The organism is Flavobacterium phycosphaerae, assembly GCF_010119235.1.
Lineage (GTDB): Bacteria > Bacteroidota > Bacteroidia > Flavobacteriales > Flavobacteriaceae > Flavobacterium > Flavobacterium phycosphaerae.
The window spans coordinates 2,193,581-2,213,145 of sequence record NZ_JAAATZ010000001.1; the positions used below are offsets into that span (position 1 = coordinate 2,193,581).

At 37.8% G+C, this 19,565-nt stretch carries 19 protein-coding genes; 12 read left to right on the plus strand and 7 right to left on the minus strand.

The genetic code is table 11. The features are described from left to right. Nucleotides 1-33: 33 nt before the first annotated feature. Nucleotides 34-408 (plus strand): methylglyoxal synthase, encoded by a 375-nt coding sequence (locus GUU89_RS09725; RefSeq protein WP_162127727.1) that lies wholly within the window; start codon nt 34-36, stop codon nt 406-408. A gap of 476 nt (nt 409-884) precedes the next feature. Here the strand turns inward: GUU89_RS09725 and GUU89_RS09730 are convergent, their stop codons facing one another. Further along, nucleotides 885-3,974: an Eco57I restriction-modification methylase domain-containing protein gene (locus GUU89_RS09730; RefSeq protein ID WP_162127728.1), complete on the minus strand. Its 3,090-nt coding sequence runs from the start codon at nt 3,972-3,974 to the stop codon at nt 885-887. A 149-nt stretch (nt 3,975-4,123) separates the two neighbouring features. Continuing rightward, nucleotides 4,124-4,777 (minus strand): hypothetical protein, encoded by a 654-nt coding sequence (locus GUU89_RS09735; RefSeq protein WP_162127729.1) that lies wholly within the window; start codon nt 4,775-4,777, stop codon nt 4,124-4,126. A gap of 392 nt (nt 4,778-5,169) precedes the next feature. Between GUU89_RS09735 and GUU89_RS09740 the strand changes: the two genes are divergently transcribed. Then, nucleotides 5,170-5,814, plus strand: a complete 645-nt coding sequence (locus tag GUU89_RS09740) for a DUF6266 family protein (RefSeq protein ID WP_162127730.1) — start codon at nt 5,170-5,172, stop codon at nt 5,812-5,814. Nucleotides 5,815-5,964: 150 nt separating this feature from the next. Beyond that, on the plus strand, nt 5,965-6,210 hold the full coding sequence (locus GUU89_RS09745) for a helix-turn-helix domain-containing protein (RefSeq protein WP_162127731.1): 246 nt from the start codon (nt 5,965-5,967) through the stop codon (nt 6,208-6,210). Nucleotides 6,211-6,469: 259 nt separating this feature from the next. Here GUU89_RS09745 and GUU89_RS09750 read toward each other — a convergent pair whose 3' ends face one another. Then, nucleotides 6,470-7,519: a hypothetical protein gene (locus tag GUU89_RS09750; RefSeq protein ID WP_162127732.1), complete on the minus strand. Its 1,050-nt coding sequence runs from the start codon at nt 7,517-7,519 to the stop codon at nt 6,470-6,472. Continuing rightward, complete coding sequence (locus GUU89_RS09755) at nt 7,516-7,926, minus strand: hypothetical protein (RefSeq protein ID WP_162127733.1); 411 nt, start codon at nt 7,924-7,926, stop codon at nt 7,516-7,518. Before GUU89_RS09755 ends, GUU89_RS09750 begins: the two co-directional genes overlap by 4 nt. Before the next feature lie 304 nt (nt 7,927-8,230). Here GUU89_RS09755 and GUU89_RS09760 point away from each other — a divergent pair, with 304 nt between their 5' ends. The 4 genes from GUU89_RS09760 to GUU89_RS09775 are packed head-to-tail and all read left to right on the plus strand — an operon-like array spanning nt 8,231 to nt 11,087. Further along, nucleotides 8,231-9,007, plus strand: a complete 777-nt coding sequence (locus tag GUU89_RS09760; RefSeq protein WP_162127734.1) for a hypothetical protein — start codon at nt 8,231-8,233, stop codon at nt 9,005-9,007. A 28-nt stretch (nt 9,008-9,035) separates the two neighbouring features. Then, a complete protein-coding gene (locus GUU89_RS09765) occupies nt 9,036-9,671 on the plus strand; it encodes a hypothetical protein (protein ID WP_162127735.1) in 636 nt (211 codons plus the stop codon). Next, complete coding sequence (locus tag GUU89_RS09770; protein WP_162127736.1) at nt 9,658-10,428, plus strand: sensor histidine kinase; 771 nt, start codon at nt 9,658-9,660, stop codon at nt 10,426-10,428. Before GUU89_RS09765 ends, GUU89_RS09770 begins: the two co-directional genes overlap by 14 nt. Before the next feature lie 2 nt (nt 10,429-10,430). Continuing rightward, the gene (locus GUU89_RS09775; protein ID WP_162127737.1) at nt 10,431-11,087 is read left to right on the plus strand and encodes a response regulator; all 657 of its coding nucleotides are present in this window, start codon (nt 10,431-10,433) and stop codon (nt 11,085-11,087) included. A 9-nt stretch (nt 11,088-11,096) separates the two neighbouring features. Here the strand turns inward: GUU89_RS09775 and GUU89_RS09780 are convergent, their stop codons facing one another. The 3 genes from GUU89_RS09780 to GUU89_RS09785 are packed head-to-tail and all read right to left on the minus strand — an operon-like array spanning nt 11,097 to nt 14,041. Further along, a complete protein-coding gene (locus GUU89_RS09780; RefSeq protein WP_162127738.1) occupies nt 11,097-11,483 on the minus strand; it encodes a RidA family protein in 387 nt (128 codons plus the stop codon). Nucleotides 11,484-11,534: 51 nt separating this feature from the next. Then, nucleotides 11,535-11,954 (minus strand): hypothetical protein, encoded by a 420-nt coding sequence (locus GUU89_RS15415; RefSeq protein ID WP_394350909.1) that lies wholly within the window; start codon nt 11,952-11,954, stop codon nt 11,535-11,537. Next, nucleotides 11,951-14,041, minus strand: a complete 2,091-nt coding sequence (locus tag GUU89_RS09785) for a putative LPS assembly protein LptD (RefSeq protein WP_394350910.1) — start codon at nt 14,039-14,041, stop codon at nt 11,951-11,953. The genes GUU89_RS15415 and GUU89_RS09785 overlap by 4 nt, the downstream gene beginning before the upstream one ends. 287 nt (nt 14,042-14,328) lie before the next feature. Between GUU89_RS09785 and GUU89_RS09790 the strand changes: the two genes are divergently transcribed. The 5 genes from GUU89_RS09790 (at nt 14,329) to GUU89_RS09810 (ending at nt 19,547) form a co-directional block, all read left to right on the plus strand. Next, the gene (locus tag GUU89_RS09790) at nt 14,329-15,477 is read left to right on the plus strand and encodes an N-acetylmuramoyl-L-alanine amidase family protein (RefSeq protein WP_162127739.1); all 1,149 of its coding nucleotides are present in this window, start codon (nt 14,329-14,331) and stop codon (nt 15,475-15,477) included. Between the two features lie 15 nt (nt 15,478-15,492). Next, a complete protein-coding gene (locus tag GUU89_RS09795) occupies nt 15,493-16,692 on the plus strand; it encodes an N-acetylmuramoyl-L-alanine amidase family protein (RefSeq protein WP_162127740.1) in 1,200 nt (399 codons plus the stop codon). Between the two features lie 53 nt (nt 16,693-16,745). Then, on the plus strand, nt 16,746-17,702 hold the full coding sequence (locus GUU89_RS09800) for an MlaD family protein (protein WP_162127741.1): 957 nt from the start codon (nt 16,746-16,748) through the stop codon (nt 17,700-17,702). Nucleotides 17,703-17,712: 10 nt separating this feature from the next. Further along, nucleotides 17,713-19,020 (plus strand): (Fe-S)-binding protein, encoded by a 1,308-nt coding sequence (locus tag GUU89_RS09805; RefSeq protein ID WP_162127742.1) that lies wholly within the window; start codon nt 17,713-17,715, stop codon nt 19,018-19,020. 80 nt (nt 19,021-19,100) lie between these two features. After that, the gene (locus GUU89_RS09810; RefSeq protein WP_162127743.1) at nt 19,101-19,547 is read left to right on the plus strand and encodes an LNS2 domain-containing protein; all 447 of its coding nucleotides are present in this window, start codon (nt 19,101-19,103) and stop codon (nt 19,545-19,547) included. Nucleotides 19,548-19,565: the final 18 nt, after the last annotated feature.

Genomic DNA, 19,565 nt, shown 5'->3' on the forward strand with positions numbered 1-19,565 from the left:
CGGGATTTTTTTATTTTTACCAAAATATATTTTATGGAAATTGCTATCATTGCTCACGACGGAAAGAAAGCTGACATGGTTCAGTTTATCAATAAAAACAAACACATACTCGAGAAAGAGAACATCAAACTCATAGCCACCGGAACCACAGGAGGGAAGGTAGAGGCAGTGGGCATCAAAGTCAAAAAGATGCTCTCAGGTCCAATGGGAGGGGATGCCCAAATAGCCGCTCGCGTGGCCGAAGGCAAAACCAAAATGGTCCTTTTCTTCAAAGACCCCAACTCCAGCCATCCCCACGAACCCGATATCAATATGCTCATCCGCATCTGCGACGTACACAATGTACCATTGGCCACTAACGAAGCCACCGCCCAGTTGTTATTGTTAGGATTAGATGAGGTAAAATAAAATATCGGTAAGGCTGTAATATGCCGAATAGTGTCAGCTTGCACAAATACAATCAACACCTCACTGTCACCCTGAGCGAGCTTGTCCTGAGCCTGTCGAAGGGTCGAAGGGCCTCTTTCAACCGACACACCAAAAAAGGTCTTCGACAAGCTCAGCCTGACAACAGTATATTTAATTGTAAGCTACTTAAAGTATGAAGTCTTTCTATTTTATCACAAATACAATTAACAAGTAACTGTCACCCTGAGCTTGTCGAAGGGCTCTCTCACCCGGTAACACCAACCAAGGTCTTCGACAGGCTCAGACTGACGATGGATATTCAACCGCTCCGCCAAATCCATAGCCAAGCGCTCCAAACTGGACAGGTCTAAGGTATGCCGACTTAGTATGGAGATGTTACAGCCCATGGGTATATAGTAAATTATAATTCTTTTAGCTAGGTCATAGCTCCGTGATAAGCAAAGAAAGAAGGTTGCCTAACTTTGCTCCACTATCTTAATTTCTTCCTCCGTTAACCCATACAACGCATACACCATTTGGTCTATCTCCTTATCGGTTTTGTCTATTTGGGTTTTGAGGCTTTGTGCTTCTTTCTTTTTGTCTTCAAACAATTCCATCCACTCAAATTCGTCTTTCTTGGTTAGAGGAGTCCCTCCGTTGGCTTTAACTGCCTTACTGATTTCTTTGATAAAGTCTTCAAACGACTGCTCATACCATTTCTCCAACTTACCGCTTAGCTTCTCCAATTTAAACTGCCCGCTGAGGTATTTACTGAATTTACCACTTACCTCCTGCAGCGATTTATTTAAGGTCAACATCAAATCAGCTTTCTCAATAAAGGTGAGTTGTTCAGTTTTAGAAATCTTCTTAATTTTTGTGTTTTTTAAGTTTGGAGCAGAGAATAATAAGTATCCTCCTGACATCCTTAATCCGTCGAATAGACATTCAAAAGTAAAATTATATAGTTTTGAATTTAACCAACATAATAAATATTCGGGTAAATATGAATCTGAAAAATTGTAAATGCAATTTGTGTTTATTGAAGCAAATTCACCATTTTTATCATAAAATGCTTCGCATTGTAATCCAATTTTAGATATAACTATTTTTTTTGAGCTATAAAGATTATGTCTATTTTTAGATATAGTTGTAGAATCTTTCGGTAAATATGGGAATAAATACTTTTTACCTTTATCAGTCAAATAATTAAATCCCCAAAATGAAAAATAAGGATCAATTGTTCCTGTGTTAATAAGTTTATAACCTATTTCTTCATTGATTAATTCAGAGTATGATTCAGCTTCACTTGCTGTTGATGTAGCGTTTATTTTTCCACAATTGTCTAAAGGTTCAGATTGTGAAAATACTTTCAACGTTAGGCTAATTTTATTATTTAATAGAAAACCTAAAATTGATTCATCCAAAATATTTAATTTATCAGAGGGGTAGTAATTTGATATTAATTCTTTTGAGGTTTCATCAAATTTACCTGTTAATAAATCGTACTTTTTTAAAGCTATATCATTTTTGATAAAAGTAATCACGGGATATGTACTTGCATCGATAAAAACATTTTTATCACTATAGTCAATTAATGAAATTAGTTTATAATCTTTTAAAAGTATTTCTCTAAAAGCTTTGCCATAGCTAGCAGATAAAAATCTGTTTGGAGTTATATAAGCAAGTAATCCACTTTTCTTAGTAATTTTCAATCCTTTTTCAAAAAAATATATATATAAATCAACAGTGCCTTTTGCTGTTCTGAATTTAGATTTCAAATATTTATATTCTTCAGATGTTGAATTCTTCTTAATATCATTTGCATTTACATAAGGCGGATTCCCAATCACTACATCAAAGCCTCCTTTGGCAAATACCTGTGGAAATTCTTTTTCCCAACTAAAAGCTTTGTCTCCTGCAACGGCAGGGTCTTCTATCAGCGAGTTACCACACTTAATATTATTATTCAGGCTGTTCAGTTTTCTGTGGCGTTGTGCGGTACGCAACCACAACGAGAGTTTGGCTATTTCTACACTCTCTTCATTCAAATCCACGCCAAAAAGATTGTTCTCTAAGATACTGCCTTCTACATCACTCAATACCAAGGTGTCACCAAATAATTTAGCTTGCAGTTCATCTACATAGCGGTGTTCGGCTATAAGAAACTCAAGGGCTTGGTTCAAAAAAGCACCACTACCACAGGCCGGGTCAACAATAGTCAATTGCAACAACCATTTTCGGTAGTGGTCAAGCGTTTCTATCAGTTTCTTTTTGGTAGTAACAGTGATGCGCTTGTCAGTGGTATATTTGGTTTCGTCAAGGGCTATTTCAGCTTTCTTCTCCTCACACAGTTTGCCAATGGTGTTGTCTACAATGTATTTGGTAATATACTTTGGCGTATAAAAAACTCCGTCTTTTTTGCGTTTGGTTTTGGTCTTGTCGGTAACTTCTCCTTTGGCGGCATTGGTAATTTCATCAATCTCGTTGAGTGAGTTTTCAAAAATATGCCCTAAGATATTCACATCCACTTCGCTTTCAAAATCATAGTCGCTCAGCTTTCGGGTGTGTTTATACAGTAGGTCGTCAGTAATGGCAATAGCATCAAGTAGGGCATCCGTTTGAAACAAGCCACCGTTATAGGCATAAATATCGTATTGTGCTGTGACTATCTCGTTGGTGTGTTTTCCAAAAGCAGGCAACGATACACGCGCTCCGGTATTCAAATCATTAAAATACATTTTGTAACGGTCATACAACGATACCGTCACACGGGCCTCCCGCAGTTTTTCCCATTCTAAATTAATACTGAAAATAAGGTTGGTGGGCAACAGTTGTCGGTCTTCTGCAAAAAAGATAAACAAAAACCGGTCGAGCAGTTTCTGGGTTTTTTTAAACAATACCAACCGGTCATACTGTGGGTTCAATTGTTCAATATCAGCAAACAACTCCGTTCTAAAGGCGGAGTAGTCCTTATACAAATCCTTCGTTATCTTATCCTCATTTGATACACTTTCATTTTTTATCTTCTTAGGCAAGTCGTTTTGTATGCTTTCCAACGAAAGACATAGCCAAAGCGTATTAAACTCCTCACGGCTCAGCTTAAATAGGTTAAACTCTAAAAACTCGGTAGCGTTATCAATATAAAAGCGCAACTTTTCAAAGTTGGATATAATCACATAAGTGCAATTCTTTTGATTGTTTTTATACCCGAAAGCCTGCGACTCTATTTTTCCTAAGTCTGTAGTGTCAGTACCTTTAAGCTCTATCACAGCGTGCACATTGTCGTTCAAAATAATAGCACCATCCGCTTTCTTGCTGTTGGTTTCGTTTTTCTGTTCCGTAATCAGGTTATAGTCAGGGTCGGGGTTTAGTGTATACCCAAGCACCTGTACAAACAGCTCGCGCAGAAAACCTTCCTGGTATTGTTCTTCCTTACTGTTCCTGATGTTGTCTTGTTTAGTGACATTGTGAAAGATGGTACTATACAGTTGCCATTGCTGCTCCACAGTACTTTTGGTAAGGGTGTTGCTATATTTTTGTACTACGGTCTTCTGAAATAAGGACATAATTATTGATAAGCTAGGAGTTACCAAACATAAACAAAATCCCACACATAGGCAATCCCCAACAAGGGGTATTTTTCGGTTTAATCGCAAGAAATAGTCTTACAAGAGTAAGAGCAGTAGGGTATAATATTGGCTAGGCTATAACAAGCCTAAATCAGTCGCGTTTTTCCTCTGGTATTCACTTTATACAAATAATCAATCTGCTCTTGAAGGGTGATTAGTTTCAAAAGGCCACTGCGGTCTTCGGGCCATTGGCTTACTTCAAAATACCTAATATGTTTTCGGAACGCTATTTCGCCAAGTACATCTATGACCAAGTGACCCATGTTAAATACTACAGCTTCATGATCTTCAAGAGGAACGTAGTGGGGAACATGAAGCATGATTTTTAGTCGTTTGGTAGTGATATCATAATCGGTTATAGAAAAATACACCTGACTAATTTTGATTTCATAGTCTTCAAAGCCATAAGCATTGTCTTCCCCCTTAATATGCGGTGTGGTATCAGCTATGGGCTTTATAAAGGCTTGAGGTATAAAATACTGCAAAGGAGGAGCTTGCGCTTCTAAGGCCAGGATTTTAGCAAACAGTTTGGGGTAGCCTCCTGCCGAAAAAATGAAAATGAATTTCCCTTCCTCTGCTGACGAAGCGATCAATTGAAAACCAATTCTTTTGGAAATACTTTGATAGTGCCTATGCAATTCCAGGAATACCTCTTCCGTATTCATTCCTAAGAGCAAGGCATTTTTAACAGCTTCCTCATTGGCGTGAAACCAATTCCAGAATTTTGTGATTTGTTTCATGGGGTTACAAGTCTTTGGCTAACACAAACTTAGCCAATTTTTAACACATACACTACCCACATCAATAGGTATTTTTTATTCTTTTAGCAAGCTATACGCTTACCGTAAATTGCTTTACAAGGGGTTTTAGTCGGTCTTTGTTCGGTGTTTGTTCGGTAAATAGGGTACTTTACCGAAGCGTTACCGAAGCGCTATCGAACCAATACCGAACAAAACCCCCTAAAAAACACTTCAAACCGGACATTTTAGGACAATTCAGGACATTTACGGACAAAGGCGGACAAATACGGACACGGCTGACAGGCCGGTGTTTGGTTGGGGTACCTTCGTAGTGACGATGGGCTTCAGGAGGAGGCACCGGGGATCAAAAAATAATTTTAAATTTTATTGTTATGGCAACGTACAACAAAGGAATTTTAGGCCCTTTTACGGGCAAAGTAGGAACGGTGGTTGGCGCTAACTGGCGCGGTAAAGACGTTTTACGCTCTTTACCCAAAAAAACCAAAAGAACTCCAAGTGAAACACAACGTTTGCAACGGGAGCGCTTTTTGACGGCTACCGAGTTTTTAACCCCTATTAACCCGGTATTGGGTAAGTATTTTGGGGCTAAAAGCGGAGAAAAAACCCGCCTGAATCAGGCTATGTCTTACCACTTGAAGGAAGCGGTGGTGTTTCAGGACCCCGACTTTGTGATAGACTATACCAAAGTTACCATTAGCAAAGGGGATTTGCCGGGCTTGCAAAACCCGGAAGTAGTGGCTATAGCCGGTGGTAAGCTCGGATTTACCTGGGAAGACAATAGTGGCCAAGGAGAAGCGAAAGCGGACGATGCGGTTATTGTGGTTGTGTATGCCCCGGCGGCAGGCTTGTATTACACCCAATTGGAAACGGCGACCCGTTCAGGCAACACTTTGGGGATAACCTTACCCGCTTTTTTTAACGGGTTGGAAGTACAAAGTTGGATAGGCGTAACGGCAGCCGACCACAAGAGCAATGCCACCAGCATTCCTATGGGAGCAGTAACGGTGTTGGCCTAAGGGTAAGGGAAGGAGCAGGGTGTGGTTCCCGCAGCCTGCTGACCCTTAGGGTGCTATCGTAAATTTTGGCACGTAATTTGCTACATTTTTTTTATCTCTTTACTAACCCTATAAAATTAAAAAATATGATAACATCCTAAAAAACAGATTATGGAAGATTTTACTCAGGGCCTTCGTATAGAAGACCACTATTATGACAATGCGGATATGAAACGCATTTTTAAAGTATGTGATAAAACCTTGTCACGCTGGCGCCATAAGGATATAGTGCCCTTTTTAAAGTTTGGCGGCAAGTTTTTTTATCCCAAAACGGTTATAGAAGCTCTGGTAAAAGAACGTATGCGTTACCTGAAATTCAGGTCTTGGAATTGGGATGGGTTCAAAGGGGATAAATAAAGATTGGGTTTATAAGGTGAAAGAGACTATCTGTTGGGATGGTCTTTTTTTTTGTGGGTTATCGATTAGCTTTGCTAATTTTGGTTAGAGACTTGGATTAATTGATTTCGTTATGAATACCGAAACGATAAAGACTCTCCAAATGACAGAAATTAGATTAGGATTCTATAAAATATTTTCTTCTGGTGCATAAAGGGAACTTGATAAAAAAAAATAACCTCAAGTTTCGCTTGAGGTTATTTCATAAAGGGTAGTCATGTTATTGTTGTAGCGTGGTGCCAAAATCAAGCCCCCAGTTTATTCCCAGAAATCCAATTTGATTATTGCTTTTCTCAAAATTTTTGCCAAATCCACCATTCAAAGCAATTTTGTTAGAGATTTTATATTTTAAAGAACCAATTGAACGGTATTCTTCATTGTCTGTTCTTTTTATATATTCATAAGCAAATGATATTTTATTGAAATCGAGTTCAATTTTACCACCTGTATCAAAGTAACTGTTTTTTATATAGTCGGAACTAGCAACATCATATTGGGTTTCATCTTCCAAAAAACGGTTGTAGAAATAAAGACTTATATACTGTGGTGTAGTTTTATTAGGGTTTAATAAAATATTATAATTCATGGTTGACCAAATGCCTAATCGGCCAAACTTACCTGATTTAGTTTGTTCATCTGCAAATTGACTATAGCCTGCAGCAAGATCGATTGAAAATAAATACTTGGTATTTTCAAAATTTTCAAGTTCTTTATCAAAATTGGATATCATAGTCTTATAGGTACCTTCATTATTGAAATTATCGGTTAATGGATTGTAATTATTAACTCTGTATGTTTCAACTGCAGCAAAACTTTGTTTAGCCAAGCCATATTTTGTGTTTTTATTTTTCCCGTTTATTTTTAGGATGCTAGTGGTTATACCAAAAGAGATGTTTCGCAAAGTATCATTGTTTACCAAAGCAAAAGACAGGTTTAGACTAGAGTATAATGAATGGAATGGATTATAGTTTCCGGCTAAATCGTATCCGTGATGTTTCGCAAAAGTTTTATTTTTAGTAAACAAAAAATAAGGGGTGAAACTTACAGCATAGTTATTAGGCACTTTATAATCTTTTGTGAAAGTATTAATAAGGTTTGACGTAAAAGCTTTTACACTTTTTGGGTTTTCTACATTAGAAATACTTTGGTCTAAAAGTACCGTTGCAGGAGTATTTGGTATTTCCAGGTGTTCAAGTGAAGTTGAAAATTGAGAATAGGAATTTACAGAGAGCATCAACAGTAGCCCTATTTGGTAGTACAATGTTTTCATATTAATAGTTTTTTAAGTATTCGACCTTCGTTGTTAATTTTCATCGAAAATGTATCATCTTCAGTTAATTGAAAATTCATAATATCATCATCTTTCTTAACCCAATAGTCAAGCGAAGTTGCATTATTGGGGTCTAAAACAAATGTTTTTAAATCTTCCCCGGTTTTTATATCATCGGGTAGGTGGTTTAGGAATGTCACGACTAAGAGAGTCCATCCTTTTAAACTATCGGTATCACCTATTTTTCTAAAAATTAGGTTACCGAATTGGTCTAAATCAATATTGCCATCAAATACTTTTGGGGAAGATGCTAACAGTTCGTAGGCATCATCTTTGATTTTGTATACTAAAGTTTGCGCTATGTATATAGTGTCTACTTTTACTTTTATTGAAACTGTTTTATTCATAATTGTTCCTTATTTTAATTTTTTTGCCTACTCTGTTCAGTTTTCGGCTTCCCTGTTTGTTATTCCAAAACTACTTTCAATGATTTATCCCTCTCTGGGGTAAACCCCTAAGTGACAATGTTTTTTTACCTAATAGCTTTAGTTGTTAACAAGAATAGTACCTGTAAGAAAAAAATCGTTATTTTCGTTAAACTACTAGTTCTTAGGGGAAATACCTAAGCTGATTAGTGTTATACCCCAGTCTATCTGTTTTGGTTATTAAGAGCTTTGGAGCAATAAATACTAACCTTAAAATTTAGAAATCATGAAAAGAATTTTAGCATTAGCAGCTATTGTAGGTAGTCTGCACTGTTTTGCCAAAACCGAAACTCCAAAGAAAGTATTGGGTAATCCTGTCTTGACAACAGTTTTTGATTGCCCGGTTAATATCATTATCATTAATGTATCAAAGCTCAAAAGAGATGGGGTTTATGATACTTGGACAAGGAATAATCAAGATTTAATCTGTAACAGTAATTTTAAATCTGCAAAATGTGAGTATGAAAGCTTAGCCGTTAATCTGTTAGTTTTTGATGATAGAATAGCTGAATTTACATGGTTAAATACGAATTCTGATTATATCTGTTATGATGAATCCTATGCTTTTTTAGAGCAGTCTAGGCTCATTAATATTCCAAGATCAACAATTGATGATCATGTTAGGGATGCTGCCGAAGAACAAAAAAAAACATTTACTTTACGACAGATGATCGATTTAGGTCTAGATTTAAACAGACCTAATTACAGACAATTCGTAAAAATAGATGATAGTAGCGGTACCGCAGTATTACAAGTCTCAGACGGATTTGAAGAAAATAAAACATGTTATTCTATTCCTTTCATTATTAGTATTGTTAAAGACCTTAAGATAACAAATTACAATGACTTAGTTTTCACCTTTGTAAAAGTTAGAATAGATGGTGTTGATGCTTATGCTTTTAATGTAACTTATCCGGGTCTTGATCTATCAAAAAAATATTATGATTTCTCAACCCGCCCGGGATTTGGTTTATTTGGTAATGAAAACAAAAACAAAAAATAAGTAAAGCCCTAATTAATTATACTTGGTAATGAGTGAATGGATACCCCATATTTTCACACCTATTAAAATATTGGTCTTGTTGACTTTCATTTTAGGACTTTTATACCTCAATAAACAAAACACAAGGCATAAAGTATTGCTTTGTGTTTTGTTTGTTTCCGTGGTAACCGAAATGGGAGGGGCTATTTTAACCAACTTGTCACTGCTGTATTCCATAGCTTTTATTGTTCATAATACGCTTTGGCTGAGTATGCTGTTTCTCTTTAAAAACACCCGGTTCTTAAAAAAAATCATTATAGCTTATGTCGTTTTTTGCGTGTTCTATTTCCTTTATAAAGAGGTAGATACACCATTGAATACTGATAATTTTATTATTGGAGCTTTTATATATTTATTTACATTCTTAACCTTAAGTTTTAAAGAACTTAAAGCTGAGAATATTGTTTTTTTTCAATCCAACCGGTATTTGCTGTTGTGCTCTCCTCTAATTTTCTTTTTTGGGTATAGTATAATGTTCGGATTTGGAGACCATGTTTTAACAGGAGAGGTGCTGTTTAGGGATACACTGTTGTATGATTTTGTTAGCTATCTTTCTAATATTATATACTATCTTCTTATACTGTTGTACATTTATACTGAAAAAAGAAAAGATGACAAATTATAGAATTGCCATAGGTATTGTAATTGGGTTGCTTTTCATTTGTCTGGCAGTACTTTTCTGTGTGCTTCTTATCAAACTCTATATCAAAAAAATAAAAGAGTATAACGCTAAAGAAGTAGCTTTTCAAAAAACGGTTAGTCAAACCATTATTGAAACTCAAGAACAGGTACTCCAAAACATATCACAAGACTTGCACGACGATGCCGGGCAGCAATTGACCTACATTAATTTTCAACTGGAGAACCTCAAACTCGACTCGCCTGAATTGAAGAATACGCTTGAGCCTTTATCGCAATCGGTAAACCAATTATCGCAAACGATAAGAGGCATTAGTCATGGGCTGAACAATCAGTTGGTGATGCAACAGGATGTAATCAAAGCGATAGCTGCTGAAGTTAAGCGTTTACAAAAAAACACTAAGACTTCTTTAAGCTATTCTTTTGAGGAATTGGGAAAAAAGGAATTTACGGTCAATGAAAAAATATTTATTTACCGTATTTTTCAGGAGTGTATGAACAATTGCTTTAAGCACGCTAAAGCGAGTGAAATAAAGATAAGTATCTCCATCAGACCACAATTTGAGATGAAGATCGAAGATAACGGTCAGGGATTTAATCAGGATAAAACAGCGGTCAAAACATCATTGGGTTTAACCAATATGAAAGCCAGAGCCCAAAGTATTAACTACCAATTAGTACTAACTTCTAACCCGGGGCTGGGCACTACAATAACCTTAACCGAAAATACCAAAACGGACTAATCATGGAACAAATTACTATAGGAATTATTGATGATCACGCTATAGTGCGTCACGGTTTAAAAGAGTTATTGCACAAACTGGGAAACTATAAAGTCATTCAGGAATTTGATAACGGAGAAGATTTTTTGGCGGCACTGCCTTTAGAACCTGCCCCGCAAATGTATATTTTAGATTATTCGATGCCCCATATGAACGGTATTGAAGTACTAAAAGCACTTGAAGCCAGAGAAGAAGAAATTAAGGTGCTACTCCTGACCCAACATTTTGATGAACAAATAATCAACGAAGCATATCACCACGGAGCCAGAGGGTTTTTGCATAAAAACTGTACGGCGCATGACTTAAAATTTGCCATAGATAACATTATTAAAATTGGCTACAATAACGTATCCGAAATCCTAAAACGCATCCGAAACTACGAGATGACCGGGGAGAAGAAGCCTACCGACATAGTACTGTCAGAACGCGAAATGCATTTTTTAACCTTGGTATGCGATGAAAGAGAACTTACGTATGAGCAAATGGCTGACAGTATGAACCTATCGGTAAAGTCGATAGAGGCCTACCGAGCGACCCTTTTTGAACGTTATGGCATTAAATCAAAAGTAGGTCTGGTACTGTTTTCGTTTAAATACCGACTTACAGAACCTTTTATATAAAAAGAGGAATTACTTTACCGCCACCATCGAAATCTCAACATTCACGCCCTTAGGCAAACCGGCTACTTGCACGGTCTCACGGGCCGGAGCTGTTTTTTCATCAAAGTAACGCCCGTAAACAGCATTGATACGAGCAAAATTACCCATATCCATAATAAAGATGGTGGTTTTAACCACGTGCTCAAAAGTCATATCGGCCGCGTCCAATACGGCTTTCATGTTTTCCATCACTTGTTGGGTCTCAGTTTCAATATCGTCTAAAACCAATGCCATAGTAACCGGATCCAAAGCAATTTGCCCCGAAGTATAAAGGGTTTCCCCAATCAACACCGCTTGATTATAAGGCCCAATAGGAGCCGGAGCCTTCTCTGTAAAGATTATTTTTTTATCACTCATAACTCATAATTCATAATTCATAATTCATAACTCATAACTCATAATTCATAATTATCTAAGGCTTCTATCCGCCTGACTGCGCTTATCCCACTTAATATCACTAAGCACACCCGATTTGATACCGATAAAGAAACTCCAATACGATTGCCCAAACGGCACCCAGCTGAAGTCCATACGCCAACTGTCTAAATCCCGTTCAAACCTAAACTGGGTGAAGGTGACGCCCTTCTGCACAAAGTCATACCCGGTAGAAACACCGGCTTTCCACTTGGGAGCCAAATCAGTATTCATAGATACCATCAACGAGTTGCCTGAAACCTTCTTTTCGCGGTTATTGTTGCTATAGGTTAGGGAGTAAGCCAGTGTCATATCAAAAGGCAGCTTGTATTTGAAAAACTCCGAGGCGGTTTCAGTGGCTCCTTCTTCGCCTTCCTTGTCTTCTCCAAACTGACTCTGACGACGGTCACTCAAATCGGTATTAGTACCAAACAAGTCGTCTTCACGACCTCCGTTTCTTTTTCCTTGGGTGTTCGCTTTTTCTTTGTCTTCACCCCTCGGCTCGAGAAGGAATAGTTCACCGTCATATTAGCACTGGTCATTCTAAACAAACTGCCACCATTGTCAATATTCCAGGTATTAATTCTTTTTCCGGCATTATTGATGGCGTAGGGGTCGAGTGTCGTAGCAAAATTGACATTCATTTTTTGATTAAAAAAGGCCGTTCCACCACTAACACGCATAGGCGACCATCGTAATGAATCGGCTGTAACATCGTAGCTGGCAGCAAAGTTCAAACTGTTGAGCAGCATGACTTTTTTAGGTTCGGTTTTGGTCGAATCTTTATCGGTTACTTTGGCTTCAAAGGAGTTACTCAAATTAAATCCGATATTGTTTGACATAGTTTTCCCCGGTGCCCCGAAAATACCATTGTCAAAGCGAGTGTATTCTTTTAGCATGGTACCACTGCCGTCAGGGTCATAGGTATCATAATACTGAGCAAAACTAGGAGTGTAGCTATAAGAAACCGTAGGTCGAACCAAATGACGTATGGCTTGAATTCGTTTCTTGTCGCCAAAATTAAACGTACCGTAAATAGTAGTCCCCAAACTGGCGTTGAAGGAGTAAGTTCTGAAGGCATCAAAACCTTGTACGTCGGTATCAATTATTTTGTTTTGCGCTACATTAAATTGTTTCTTGATAGTTTTTAAATACCAAACTTCATTATAATTTACCGAGGTGGTAGCACTGAAGTATTTAAAAACTTTAAAGTTGGTGCTCAATGGTATGGTGTGTTGAAAACCAATCTTGGCATCACGGAACATTTGAGGTTTAAAGAATAGCGAATCTTTGGTAGCGATGCGGTTCTCTCCTCTGACAGTATATTGCAGGTTAATGTTTTTCAACATCCCTTTTTTAATACCATCCTTAGGGGCAAACGGATAAATCCGGTCTACACTCACTTGAAGCGTAGGTAAGGTCATGCTAATGTCCTCGGTATTGGTGTTCTGCGAATGGGTAGCCGTTAACGACAGGTTCACTTGCGGCACCGAGTTAAAGGTCTTAGAATACGAAATCGAAGAACTCAAAGTGTTGTTTAATCTTGACCCTACATTGACCTGGTTGATAGAGCTGACATAGTATTTACTACTTCCCAAATTGACCGAAGCGGAGAAACGAGAATTCGGGTTCGATTTGCCGTCTTTGGAGTGGGTCCACTGGATGTTGTAAATATTGGTTCGAGCATAATCAGGATACCCGCGTTCGCTGGTGATGAGGTTTTCAAAACGCACATTAACATTCCCCTGAAACTTATACCGCTTGGCATACGACGATTCAAAGCGCATGGCATAACTACCGTTGGTATAATAATCACCCAAAACGGCTAGGTCATAGTTGTCACTCAAAGCAAAATAATACCCTCCGTTTTGCAACGAAAAGCCACGGGTATTACTGTCGTTATAGGAAGGAATGATTAACCCGGAGCGACTTTTCTCCGTCATTGGAAAGAAAGCAAATGGCAAAGCCAAAGGGGTAGGCACATCGGCAATCACCATATTGGTTAGTCCAACGACTACTTTTTTACCGGGGACCAACTTTACACGGCTGGCCTGAAAATAATATTCAGGATTATCTACATCCTTAGCAGTAGTAAAACGGGCTTTCTTTAAAAAATACACCGAGTCGTTTTCTTTCTTAGAGATTTCGGCTTTTACATTCATCTCCCCCTGCTTGGTTCTGGAGTTCCAAACTAAAGCCTTTTTGGTTTTATAATTAAAGCGAATTGAATCCGGTTCTACTTGCTGGCCTCCCTGTTTGAAAATAGGCGATTGGGTATAGGCTCCGGTAGAATCTTTTATTCTTCCGGCATACACTTCATTCTTTTGGTAGTCAAAAACAATAATCCCCGCTTTCAGTTCAATATCCTGATAATACAATTCGGCTTTGTCGTATAAAGTAACCAGTTTTTTCTTTTGGTCAATTTTGGCATACTTCTCGGCTTTGTATTTTACTTTGCCGTCCAGTAAAGGTTTTTTCTTTTTAAGATTGGTGTCATTCACTTTGATGACTACTTCAGGTTCCGGTTGAGCAGTATCTGGTTGATTTTTAGCAGGAAAGGATTTTTCTTTGGGTTTGCCTTCTTGTGCGTAGGTTTTTGCGTTCCCCAGTGTTAGGAAGATTGTTAAAAAACGATATAAAATAAGTTTCTTTGCAAAGGTTTAATACTATTTTTGTAGAAGTATGGCTTGATTTTTGACGTGGCAAACTTAAACAATATTTTCGGTCAAAAATAACGAAATATTAGATTTATAACCTTTTGGTTTTAATTAAAATTAACTTTTGAGCAATGAGATTTTTAACGAATTTAAAAACCTGCTTTTCGATACTTTTATTGCTAAACATACTTAATGTCGCAGGGCAGTCATCTGGAAATAGGTTTGTATTGGTTTTAGATGCCGGGCATGGAGGTAAAGATCCCGGGAACTCCTATCACGGCTATGTTGAAAAGGATATTGCATTGAAAACTACTCTAAAAGTGGGCAAATTTCTTGAAAAAGAAAAAGATTTTGAAGTGACTTTCACGCGTAAAACGGATGAATTTATAGAATTGGTGAACCGTCCTAAAATAGCCAATAAAATTGATGCTCATTTGTTTGTTTCCATACATTGTAATTCGGTTAAAAACTTTGAACCGTCAGGAACAGAAACCTTTGTAATGGGGCTTTCAAGAGCTAATATGAATATGGAAGTGGCCAAAAACGAAAACTCGGTAATATTACTGGAGGATAATTACAAAAAGAACTATCAGGGGTTTGATCCGAATAAGCCTGAAAACCTCATAGGTTTAAAAATCATTCAGGAGGAAAATTTATACAGTAGTATTAGTTTGGCTACCACTATTCAGGAAAATTTTACAGGTAAGTTGAATCGAAAAACAAGAGGCGTAAAACAACAGCCTTTATGGGTTTTGGATGCCGCTAAAATGCCGGGTGTTCTGATAGAGTTAGGCTTTTTATCCAACAAGGAAGAAGGGGAATACTTGAATTCTGAAGAAGGACAAACCGAAATGGCCAGACAGATTGCCAATGCCATCATTCATTATAAGAAAATGTATTTCAATGAACCGCTGAATGATGAGGATGTCAAAATGGTTGAGAAAAAGTACAAACCGGAGCCTACAGAACCTATAGATTCAACCATTGCAAAATCTAATGATGCCATAAATTCTATCAGTACCATGACTGATGAATCCGGTCAGGATTTTTATAAAATTCAACTTTTTGCCAGTTCAAAGAAAAAAAATGTCAATTCAGCCGATTTTAAGGGGTTAAAGGACATTTCATTTACTTTTGAAAACAATCTCTACCGGTATTATTACGGAAAAGCGACGGATTTAAATAGTGCCAAAAAGTTGAATAATGAAGCAAAAAGCCATGGTTTTACAGATGCATTTATGGTACAGTTCTCTAACGGTAAAGCCTCTGCAATAAAATAATTAATTAAGTAAATTTTGAAAGTAATACAACAAACAAGAGTACTAACAATAATAGCCTTTGCTGCTTTATTGTTTTCCAATACAATTCATGCTCAGAAATTTAAAGTAGCGCTCGATGCAGGGCACGGTGACCATGATTATGGAGCCATCAGAATGCCTTATATCGAAAAGAATATTACTTTGGCAGTGGTTTTAAAAGTGGGTAAAATTTTAGAGAAAAGTTCCGGAGTTGAAGTCATTTACACCAGAAAATCAGATCAGTTTATTGACTTAGTGGAACGCGCCAACATTGCCAACAGAGCTGATGCCAATATATTTGTTTCCATTCACTGTAATGCCAATAACAATACTGCCGCCTGTGGTTCAGAAACCTATGTAATGGGTATGTCTAAAAACGCTTCTAACCTGGAAGCGGCGAAACGAGAGAACTCGGTAATCACCCTCGAAAAAGATTATAAACAAAAGTACGAAGGGTTTGATCCAAAATCGCCTGAATCTTATGGGACTATGGTAATGTCGCAGGAATTATACCTTGATCAGAGTATCGCATTAGCCGGGAAAATTCAAAACCACTTCATCGATGATTTAAATAGAAAAAGCCGAGGGGTAAAACAGGCGCCTTATATGGTGTTACACAAAGCCTATATGCCTAGAGTGCTGATTGAAATGGGCTTCATTTCCAATCCTGCTGAAGGTGCTTTGTTAGATTCGGAAGAAGGGCAACAGGGAATTGCCGAAGCGATTGCCAATGCTATCCTAAGTTATAAAAAAGAATATTTTGGTGCCGGTGCCGGTGATGACGATGTCAAACCATCTCAAAAAATGGAAAAAGACGGTGGTGTTAAGGTTATTGATACCCCATCAACTCCAAAAACAACCGTTAAGCTACCGGAAGTGAAAAAGCCAGAGGCTAAGAAACCGGAACCCAAAGAAGAAATCAAATCTGAAGTAACCGGCGGCGTAGCGACCTTTAAAGTGCAATTGTCAGCCAGTGGCAACAAACTGGAACCGATTCCGAGTAACTTCAAAGGATTAGGCAATATCTCCATAGCATCAGAAGGAGCCTTATACAAATACATGTACGGCGAAACGTCTAATTATGAAGAAGCTAAACGATTATTAGCTGAAGCCAAAGCTAAAGGATATGCTTCCGCTTTTGTGATTGCTTTCAAAAACGGTAAGAAAGTTTCGGTTCAGGAAGCATTAAAGCAATAATAACAAGGAGTTATAGGATTTTATTTTAACTTTGCCAAAAAAACGATTAACCATTGAAAATCACTAGAGAAATTAAGACGGCCATACTAGTTATTGCTTCTATTTTATTATTTATTTGGGGTTACAGCTTCTTAAAAGGAAGAGACTTATTTAATGACTACAAAACATTCTATGTACAATATGACAATGTAGAAGGGTTGCAAAACTCGGCCCCTATAACCATTAACGGACTGGTAGTAGGCAAGGTGAATAAGATTAACTTCTTAAACCATTCCGGTAAAATTCAGGTTGAACTCCAAATCAAATCGGATTTCCCTTTTTCAAAAACCAGTGTCGCTTACATCTACGAACCGGGCTTAATTGGAGGCAAGCAGATTATGATTACGCCTAACTTTGAAGATAAATCGGTAGCGGAATCAGGAATGACCTTAAAAGGAGGCAACATACCGGGACTAACCGCTTTGGTGGCACAACGCTTAACGCCATTACAGGAAAAAGTAGAAAAGATGGTAGTGTCTGCAGATAATTTATTGAAGAATGTAAACTCGGTTTTAGATGCTAAAACCAGAGACCATTTGAAAAGCAGCATTACCAATTTAGACGCTACTTTAGCTGAGTTCAAAGTAGCTTCTGAAAACGTTAACGTAATGTTGGCAGAAAACAAAGGTAAAATCAATAACACGATGACCAACTTTGATAAAGCTTCAGGGAATTTTGCCAAAATCTCGGATTCAATTGCCAAAGTAAATATCGGAGCTACCGTTAAGAAATTAGAAAAGACATTAGCCAGCGTGGATAAAATAATGGCCGATGTACAGGCCGGTAAAGGAACCTTAGGCAAATTGGCCAAAGACGATGCGCTCTATACCAATTTCACTAAAACGTCTAAAGAATTAGAATTACTGTTACAGGATTTACGCCTGAATCCGACACGTTACATCAACGTTTCGCTTTTCGGAAAGAAGAACAAACCTTATAAAGCACCTGTAAACGATTCCATAAAAAAGTAAAATCTTAGCCATGATGTATATCGACAACATACTATTTGCTATCCTTCTCCTTGCGGGAATTGGTTTCTTTGCCCAAAACGTCAGAAAGCTGACGCGCAACATCAAATTGGGGCATGACGTAAACCGCTCTGATAACTCCGCAGCCCGATGGAAAAACATGGCGATGATTGCTTTAGGGCAGTCTAAAATGGTGAAAAGACCTGTTGCCGGTTTTTTACATATCATAGTGTACGCCGGTTTTATTATCATCAACCTCGAAGTACTGGAAATTATCATTGATGGACTTTTCGGAACGCACAGAATCTTTTCTTTCTTGGGGGGCTTTTACAGCTTCTTAATCGGTTCGTTTGAGGTATTAGCGGTATTGGTTTTAGTTGCCGTTATCGTCTTTTGGATTAGAAGAAATGTCATTCGCTTAAAACGTTTTGCCAGCTCCGATTTAAAAGGGGCTCCAAAGAAAGACGCCGATACGATTTTGTATTTCGAAATGGTCTTGATGTCCTTATTCTTAGTAATGAATGCTACCGATTTGCATTTCCAAATGATGAATTCAGGAAATGTGATTTCACAATACATTACGCCTTTGTTTTACAACATGGACATCACAACCGTTGAAATCATTGAAAGAGGAGCGTGGTGGTTCCATATTATCGGAATCTTATTGTTCTTGAATTATTTATATTATTCAAAGCACTTACATATTCTGTTAGCCTTTCCAAACACTTATTTTGCCGATTTGAATGCCAAAGGTAAATTTGATAATCTGGAAAGTGTTACCAAAGAAGTAAAACTGATGATGGATCCTAATGCTGATCCGTTTGCAGCTCCACCGGTAGATGCTGAGGCGGCTCCGGCCAAGTTTGGCGCCAGCGATGTGCAGGATTTAAATTGGGTACAATTACTAAACGCTTACACTTGTACCGAATGTGGTCGTTGTACGTCTTCTTGTCCGGCCAATCAAACCGGTAAGAAACTGTCTCCTCGTAAAATTATGATGGACACCCGTGATCGTTTAGAAGAAGTGGGAAAAAATATAGATGCTAATAAAGGCGTTTTTGTACCGGATAATAAAACATTGCTAAACGATTACATCACGGCTGAAGAGCTTTGGGCATGTACTTCGTGCAACGCTTGTGTAGAAGAATGTCCGGTAAACATCAGTCCGTTATCCATCATTATGGACATGAGACGTTATTTGGTTATGGAACAAAGTGCCGCACCACAATCGTTAAATGCGATGATGACCAATATTGAAAACAATGGTGCCCCTTGGCAATACAACCAACAAGACCGATTAAACTGGAAAGACGAAAACTAAGTATATAAACTGATAAATTCTCATAATTGTGAGGCTTGAGGATTTGTCGAATGAATTTGAACACTATAAAAAGTAACAAAATGAAAGCGGAAGACATTGACAAAAACTTGCAAAGCATCACGCAAAACGGACAGCATTTAAGTCCGATTTTACCGGAAGGTATTAAGAATTATCTAATCGATATTGACGGAACCGTTTGTGACGATATCCCCAATGAAGAACCGGAACGAATGCTAACGGCTGAGGTTTACCCTGATGCATTAGTAACCTTAAACAAATGGTATGATGAAGGGCATATTATATTTTTCTTCACATCAAGAACAGAAGCACACAGAGAGTATACTGAGATTTGGTTAAAAAAACACGGTTTCAAATACCACGGAATCCTTTTTGGAAAACCACGAGGAGGAAACTACCACTGGATTGACAATCACTTGGTAAAAGCCACCCGTTACAGAGGAAAGTTCACCGATTTAGTGGAAAAAGAAGTAACCATTCAGGTATTCGACGACGAGCACCACGAGTAATGACAACTCGCGAGTTGT